This window comes from Variovorax sp. 01T439_2 (assembly GCF_056398445.1).
The window spans coordinates 1-3,790 of record NZ_JBFTPJ010000925.1; the positions used below are offsets into that span (position 1 = coordinate 1).

Genomic DNA, 3,790 nt, shown 5'->3' on the forward strand with positions numbered 1-3,790 from the left:
CGGCGGGGGCAGTGCCTTCACTTTCGCGATACGCACAAGCATTTGAGCGACGCGCTCTGGAACGGTCGCTACCAGATCGGTATTCGCCAGCAGGTTACCCACGCCGGGCAATGTCGGCAGAGTCAACGCCACCTTGCGTGCGACGCGTCGGCGCGTGAGGGCCTGTTCGACCAGTTCATGGCCCGTGCCGGGTGCAGTGATGACCACGTGCTTCTCGCGTTTGAAGAGGTGCTCGGTCAAGCGCTGATTGATGCGTGGATGATCTCGCCGGACGACGCACGCAAATGTCTGGTCAAACAATTTCTGCTGGTAGAAACCGGCCTCCAGTTCAGGCATGAATCCCACCGCCAGGTCGGCATCTCCCGCTTCCAGCAGCCTAGGTGTTTCGGAGGTGATGCGAAGCACTTCGACACGAACGTCGGGTGCGAGCTTGTCTACCTTGTTGATCAGTGAAGGCAGAAATTCAAGGTGGCTGATGTCCGTCATCGCGATATGAAAAAGCCGCGAAGATGAAGATGGATGGAACACCACCCGCTGCTGCGTTGCGGCTCGAAGTAGCTCGAGCGCCTGCCGCAGGGGATGCACCAGTGCCACCGCGTGCGGCGTAGGCATCATGCCGCGGCCTGTCCGTACGAACAGAGGGTCATTGAATTGCCGACGCAGTCGCGCAAGCGCCAAGCTGACCGAGGTTTGAGCGATCTCGAGATTCTCTCCAGCACGCGAAACGCTGCGCGTCTTGTAGATCTCATCAAAGACGGCAAGAAGCTTCATGTCCATTATTAAGTTTCCCGTTATCGACTATTACCCCACCTGCATCGCCGTAATGATGCTCTATCGATAAATTCGAAGCAACTTGCCGGGCGTCGACCACGGACCGTCCCGACCCGCTTCTTCCACCTCTGGAGACACACATGGGCAACCGCAGAGCCATTCTGGTATTGGCAAGCGCCGCACTGATGACCGCAGCATCCATCGCATCGGCGCAGGTCTGGCCCAAGGGCCCCGTGCGGGTGGTCGTACCTTTCGATGCCGGCTCAACCCCCGACCAAGTAGCCCGTGCGGTCTCGGACAGGCTGTCGGCGCGCCTTGGTCAGCCCATGTTTGTCGAAAACAAGAGCGGCGCCGCAGGAAACATCGGCACCGATGCCGTCGCGAAAGCGGCGCCTGATGAGCAGACCATCGGGGTCAGCATCGCGGGCCCGCTGGCGATCAACCCGCTGCTCTTCAAGAAGATGCCTTACGACCCGGCCCGGGACTTTGAGCTGCTGACCGTGGCCGTTTCGCAGCCATCGGTGCTGGTTGTTGCTCTCAAGCATGTCGTCAGCAGCCCGAAGGAGTTGCTCAACCTCATGAAGCTGAGCAAGGCGAATTTCACCTTTGCGTCGATCGGCGCAGGGTCCGTTTCTCACCTGGCCATGGAGACTCTCGGAGCCGGAAGTGGGGCCGATGTGGTCCATGTGCCCTATCGGGGCTCTGGCGCCGCAGTGACTGCGGTGCTGGCGGGTGAAGTGGACATGGCCTTGCTGCCCGCCGCTGCGGTCATGCCTCATGTGAAAGCTGGAAAGATCCGCGCCTTGGCCGTAGCTTCGGCCAAACGCTCTCCTTCGCTCCCGGACCTGCTGACCCTGGCCGAGAGCGGCCTTCCCGATGTTCGGGCCGATGCCTGGATCGGCTTCATCGCACCTGCAAAAACACCGGCTGCGATCGTGCAAAAGCTGCAAGAGCAGATCACCCAAGTTTTGGCCGAGCCGGCCGTCAAGGACAGGTTGCGCTTGCAGTACATGGACGTCGTTGGCAACACGTCGGCCGAGTTCCGCGCGTTGCTGGCAGCGGATATGGCGCGCTGGAAGCCCGTGATCCAGAAACACAACATCCAGTTGGACTGAGGCAGGAGAATTTCATGAACTCCATGACACCCGATCGCGTTGGCGTGGCCGAGCCCGCCCGCTCCGTTCCGCTTTTCGGAGAGTTTGATGTCGTCGTGCTGGGGGGTGGGCCCGCCGGCATTGCTGCAGCGAGTGCTGCGGCTCGCAATGGGGCCAGTGTCCTGCTGGCCGAGCGCTATGGATTCCTGGGCGGCATGGGAACGGCCGCTGGCGTCACCAACTTCTGCGGCTTGCACGCGAACGTGTTCGGTGACATTCGCCAAGTAGTCCATGGAGTCGCCTCGGACCTGCTTGAGCGGATGCGCGCCTTGGACGGCCTGAACGAGCCGCACCTGATCATGGGAAAGACGTTCGCCCAGGCCTATGACATGTCCGCGTTCAAGTGCGCGGCGGATGGGTTGCTCGTGTCCGACCACCGGGTTCAGCTGCTGTTTCATGCAGTCCGGCCGCGTCGCGGTGCGCGGGCGAACGTTCATTGATTGTTCGGGCGACGCCGATCTGGCGCACTGGGCCGGGGTGCCCACAGAGAAGGGTGACGAGTCGGGCCACTTGCTCTATCCCACTTTGATGTTTCGGGTGGGCGAGGTGGATGCTGAGCGCGCCGGGGAGGCATGGAAGACGATCCCCACGCTCATGGATGAAGCAGAGGCGTCGCGCGAGTTCACGTTTCCGCGTCGCGGCGCCATCGTGCGGCCGATGAAGCGAGCCTATGAATGGCGCGTCAACGTGACTCAGCTGAAAAAGCCGGACGGTTCGGCCACGGACGGCACGGATGCACGCTCGCTCAGTGAGGGCGAGATCGAAGGGCGCCGTCAGATCGTTGACTACATACGCTTCCTGCGCGAAAAGGTACCAGGCTTCGAGAACGCGTATGCGTTGRACATCGCGCCGCAACTCGGTATCCGGGAAACACGGCGCCTTGTGGGCGAATACATGTTGACCGCGGACGATGTCCTGGGATGCGCGGATTTCGACGACAGCATCGGTGTCAACGGCTGGCCGCTCGAGAAGCATGTCGCCGGTGATGTGCAGTGGATGTGGCCTCCCATCCCCAACTGTCGCGGCTACAACCAATTGCCGTATCGCATGCTGTTGCCGCGCCGGTCAAGCGCGCATGGCGTGGAAAACCTGTTGGTCGCCGGGCGCTGCGCTTCCATGACTCACGATGGTCAGTCTGCGGCCCGCGTGACGGGTGCCTGCTTGGTGATGGGCCAAGCAGCCGGCACTGCGGCCGCTCTGGCACTGCGAGACGGCTGCTCGCTGTATGACCTGAGCAACCGGAAGTTGCAGGACCGGCTGGTTCAGCAAGGTGCATTCCTTGGCGACCGCGAACGTCCTTGAGCCGCTTCTGCCATCCGCTTTTTCTCTAGGAGACTGCCAAGTGTCAATTTCCCCAGCGCGCTGCCTTGTTGCAGGAGCGGCGGCTTTGCTACTTGCGTCATGTGGCGGCAGCGCTTCATTGCAGGCGCCTCGGCTCGTCGAAACAAACGCCGCGCAGGCATGCCAAGCCCTTGCCAAAGACTTGAGACTTGAAGGCAGCGCCGTTAACGCCGCGGCATACCTTCCGGCGGGATTCGTCCCGCCCGGTTCGTCAACCGCCCTGACGCAGCCCTTTTGCCGTGTGCAACTCACGTCCAGGCCGTCCGCCGACTCGGAGATCACGTCCGAGATCTGGATGCCGGCGCTCGGCTTCTGGAACGAGAGATTCCTGGCCATCGGCGGCTCGGGTAGTTCCGGCTCCATCATGTACCCGGACATGGGCTCCGGCCTGACGAAAGGGTATGCCACCCTTTCCACGGACAACGGCCACCAGGGTCAGGACCAGATATTCGCCGTGGGACATCCCGAGAAGGTCATCGACTTCGGGCATCGGGCGCAAGCGGTCACCGCGGTGGCGGGTAAGG

General features: G+C 62.0%; 3 protein-coding genes and 1 pseudogene. 3 read left to right on the top strand and 1 reads right to left on the bottom strand.

Annotation, left to right across the window (positions count from 1 at the left end; translation table 11 throughout):
* Positions 1 to 777, bottom strand: a 777-nt coding sequence (locus AC1DOC_RS29860) for a LysR substrate-binding domain-containing protein (protein ID WP_478131141.1), incomplete at its 3' end; no start/stop codon positions are given.
* A 134-nt stretch (positions 778 to 911) separates the two neighbouring features.
* Here AC1DOC_RS29860 and AC1DOC_RS29865 point away from each other — a divergent pair.
* The 3 genes and pseudogenes from AC1DOC_RS29865 to AC1DOC_RS29875 all read left to right on the top strand — a co-directional run.
* Positions 912 to 1,886 (top strand): Bug family tripartite tricarboxylate transporter substrate binding protein, encoded by a 975-nt coding sequence (locus tag AC1DOC_RS29865; RefSeq protein ID WP_478079903.1) that lies wholly within the window; start codon positions 912 to 914, stop codon positions 1,884 to 1,886.
* Positions 1,887 to 1,909: 23 nt separating this feature from the next.
* Positions 1,910 to 3,227, top strand: a pseudogene (locus AC1DOC_RS29870) (FAD-dependent oxidoreductase).
* A 280-nt stretch (positions 3,228 to 3,507) separates the two neighbouring features.
* A partial coding sequence (locus AC1DOC_RS29875; protein ID WP_478131142.1) for a tannase/feruloyl esterase family alpha/beta hydrolase occupies positions 3,508 to 3,790 on the top strand: 283 nt, incomplete at its 3' end.